The following is a 3219-nucleotide window of genomic DNA, read 5'->3' as shown; positions in this document are numbered from 1 at the left end:
TGTGCATTTTAAAAAGTGGCCAAAATTGGTTAGCTGAAAAATCAGTGGCGTGTGCATAATGATTAAACAAAGTGGCTTTTCATTATTAGAAGTGATGCTGTCAGTTGTTATCGCCGGTATTGCTTCCCGCCGTCATCGTCAGATATGCATTCTAATACGCGTGACATCATGCAGCTACTTCAATGCTTAATTACAGGTGGAAGATGCAATGGAACAAAGTTATTAACTGAAATCAGTCTCAATTTACTGTTTACTAGCCACAACTCTATTGACAATGGCATTTCTCGGGGTATGGGGTTACTGTTTGCTAGCTCAAAGCTGGGAAATTTAGTATTTGAAGCAGCTGAACACTTAGGCCATAGCTGTGTAATTTATATGGTGCCAGAAAAAGGCTTTGCATTGGTCGCTATAGTCAATAGAGCCTCAGCTGGAGATGAACTGTTTCACATAATAAATGAATTTGCCAGTCATTACTTAACACGAAATACAGACGTAAAGCTAAGTCACTCCCCTGCAGATAAAAACGCTTTAGTAGGTGAGTATTTCGATCACCAAGGTACCACATTAAAAATTGTACTAAAAGAAGGCGAGTTAAAAGCGGCTGTTGGCACTGACGTTTTGTCTCGAGTTATCGCTAAAGGTCAGCGAGGGTTAATTACAGAAAATGGTAGATTGGCAAAATACCCTTGGTCTATCCAAACGTCCGGTGGCACTACTTGGATTAACGCTGGGCCTCATCAGTTTTGCCAAAGTACACACACCGCCTTTGAGCGCCATTCTGGCAAAAACTATGACGCGTTAGTGGGTGTATATAGCAATAATCAAGTTGGTCGCATCGCTATCTATAGTCGAGGTGGTCAGTTATACGTCGCTTACTCCCCGTGGAAAGAAGCACTCCTGAAGAATGTTAAAGGAACTCTATTTAGACAAGTCGGAGGGCCTTTTCCCTCAGAGCTCGTAAAGTTCTCTACCACATTGCAGCAACTGACTCTATCTGATCATTCATTCTTAAAAACAACTGAGGTTTACTAGTGGCATACTACATTGAACTATTTATACATGGGTTAACTAACCTGTTTATTATAGTAATTTTGTTTTGGTTTTTTTTCTGGGATTGTGAACGACACAATGCCATACGACGTTATTTCATCCCTAAAGTGTACCGGCCATTCGCTTGGATAGGCTTAAATGTTGAGTGGACTATGTTTACACCAGACCCCCCCATGAGAGACATGTGGCCAATGGTAGTTTTCACCCACGAAGACGGTTCAAAATCGAACTGGGAACCAATCCCTTATAACGAACTAAAAATTTGGGAAAAACTAAAGTATAAAAAAGTTTTGAAGTTTTATTTTCAAGTCACTGCAAACAAGGCTGACAAACAAATAAAACGCGATTTTATTGAATATATACAACGCACTTACAAAAGCAGGGTCAAACGGACCAAAATAGAGCTTTTCCGCATCGTTCGCGACACACCTCCAATTGAAGCGCAGAGTGAAATTTTGGAGGCTAAAAAAGAGCTAATATTTACTTTTCATCCATACCTTGGTGAGGACTAAACATGCCTATTGAAACTTTACTTGAAGCGTGGAACAATTTTTTCTTTGCTCCAATCTCTGTTTATCCGATCGCGGTATTTCGCATTATTTTTGGCTGCGTGTTATTGACTGATGCCATATATTTGCAAAACCGAGCAGAGCTTTATTTGGGGCCAGCAGGCCTGACTGAATATAATAGATATGTTAAACGAGCAGGTGGCGTATCAATGTCTTTGTTCTTGTATTTACCGGGAACAATGAGGTCTGCACAGCTCATTATGGCTGTTCACCTCACTGCCATCATCATGTTGATTATAGGTTTTTTAACACCGCTGAGTGCCGTACTCGCATATATTACCACGCGTTCAATTGTAAGTCGTACCGATCATTTAACGAATGGAGGCGATGCTGTGGCAAAAGTGATGTGTTTCTTGCTTATTTTTACACCATGCGGAAATACGCTGTCACTCGATGCTCTGCTATTTAATCTACCCGAAAACTTAAATAACTCTCCTGCCGAGCAGGCTCCTTGGGCACAAAGATTGATGCAGATCCAGCTGTGTTTTATATACTTCAATACCATGTATTGGAAATTGAAAGGTAAAACTTGGCGAGAAGGTACAGCTATTTATTACGCTGTGTCCAATGATATGTATCGACTGTTTAAGTTTCCTAACTTTTTACTCAAGAAATCTTTGGTTCAGATAATGACCTGGGGAGTTCTTATCTTTGAGCTATTACTGGCACCTGGTCTATGGATCACAGAGTTGAGTCCTTGGTTTGTCGGCGGAGCGATGTTAATGCATTTGAGCTTTATGATTTTCCTGAATATCCACCTATTCAGTCTGTATATGATGTCTGTACTTATATTGTTTATTAGCCCCGCAGTCATAACATCTGCAATAAGCTTAATAACATGACTAAATTGAAAGCTTGGTCTCACAGGGAGTCACCTGAAGTGCCTAAATTTAAAGATTCTGGCTGCATAGTTTTTGTTGATGGGACCTGTGGTGCATGCTCTAAAGGCGCCCGCCTGATTGCCAAACTTGACAAAGATGAGGAGTTTCTGATTTGCCCAGTTGGTAGCCTACTTGGAAGTAGTGTTTTACGCCACTACGGACTATCTCCTGATAATCCTGAAAGTTGGTTATATCTAGAAAATGGTAAACCCTACTATTCAATGGAAGCGATTATCAAAGTGGGTGAGCGGCTTGGCGGGTTAGGGAGTTTATTGACAGTTTTGAGGATATTACCTATTTCGATGCAAAATAAACTTTACAGATGGATAGCCAAAAATCGCTATCGCATGATGGGAAGGACTGATATTTGCACAATCACAGACCCAGCCTTGCAGAAGAGGATAATCGAGTAGCTCAATTGCATCAACCTGCTTTCTTAGACTATGTTAATTAAGTTGGACGCTCCTCCCTTTGATCGGATTAATCTAAAGACAGAACTTCATTAGAGGTATTGGAGTTTCTATTTGAACCTTAGCTATAAATTATATTATGCTAAGATTTTCTTAGTATCTAACCTATAATTGTACTAAGGATATTTCATAGGTTGGATCTTAAGAAAACTTGAAGTTGAACTCTGTTAATGATCAAATAGTTACGCCAATAAAAACATGACCAAAAACAGAGTTCACATGCAGATTAACCAAGTTTCAAATCAATTA

General features: G+C 39.8%; 5 protein-coding genes. All 5 read left to right on the top strand.

What is annotated here, in order from left to right; genetic code table 11:
- Positions 1-58 precede the first annotated feature (58 nt).
- The 5 genes from H5232_RS24420 to H5232_RS22655 all read left to right on the top strand — a co-directional run bounded on the left by H5232_RS24420 (position 59) and on the right by H5232_RS22655 (position 2913).
- Positions 59-190, top strand: coding sequence for a type II secretion system protein (locus H5232_RS24420; RefSeq protein WP_259400186.1), 132 nt, complete (start codon positions 59-61; stop codon positions 188-190).
- Positions 145-1032 carry a hypothetical protein gene (locus tag H5232_RS22670; protein ID WP_220496120.1) on the top strand — a complete coding sequence of 296 codons (888 nt, stop codon included), beginning with the start codon at positions 145-147 and terminating at the stop codon, positions 1030-1032. The genes H5232_RS24420 and H5232_RS22670 overlap by 46 nt, the downstream gene beginning before the upstream one ends.
- A gap of 170 nt (positions 1033-1202) precedes the next feature.
- Positions 1203-1562: a hypothetical protein gene (locus H5232_RS22665; RefSeq protein ID WP_220491396.1), complete on the top strand. Its 360-nt coding sequence runs from the start codon at positions 1203-1205 to the stop codon at positions 1560-1562.
- 2 nt (positions 1563-1564) lie between these two features.
- The gene (locus H5232_RS22660) at positions 1565-2461 is read left to right on the top strand and encodes an HTTM domain-containing protein (protein ID WP_182719594.1); all 897 of its coding nucleotides are present in this window, start codon (positions 1565-1567) and stop codon (positions 2459-2461) included.
- Complete coding sequence (locus H5232_RS22655) at positions 2458-2913, top strand: thiol-disulfide oxidoreductase DCC family protein (RefSeq protein ID WP_182719595.1); 456 nt, start codon at positions 2458-2460, stop codon at positions 2911-2913. Before H5232_RS22660 ends, H5232_RS22655 begins: the two co-directional genes overlap by 4 nt.
- Positions 2914-3219 lie beyond the last annotated feature (306 nt).

The organism is Pseudoalteromonas sp. SG41-5, from assembly GCF_014164495.1.
Lineage (GTDB): Bacteria > Pseudomonadota > Gammaproteobacteria > Enterobacterales > Alteromonadaceae > Pseudoalteromonas > Pseudoalteromonas rhizosphaerae.
Note: the sequence above shows the minus strand (reverse complement) of the source record. Positions and strands in the feature narration are given on the sequence as shown.

What these genes read in the sequence shown, in the direction of transcription:
- H5232_RS24420 (WP_259400186.1), top strand. Translation starts at nt 59, where the DNA reads ATGATTAAACAAAGTGGCTTTTCATTATTAGAAGTGATGCTGTCAGTT.
- H5232_RS22670 (WP_220496120.1), top strand. Translation starts at nt 145, where the DNA reads ATGCATTCTAATACGCGTGACATCATGCAGCTACTTCAATGCTTAATT.
- H5232_RS22665 (WP_220491396.1), top strand. Translation starts at nt 1,203, where the DNA reads ATGTTTACACCAGACCCCCCCATGAGAGACATGTGGCCAATGGTAGTT.
- H5232_RS22660 (WP_182719594.1), top strand. Translation starts at nt 1,565, where the DNA reads ATGCCTATTGAAACTTTACTTGAAGCGTGGAACAATTTTTTCTTTGCT.
- H5232_RS22655 (WP_182719595.1), top strand. Translation starts at nt 2,458, where the DNA reads ATGACTAAATTGAAAGCTTGGTCTCACAGGGAGTCACCTGAAGTGCCT.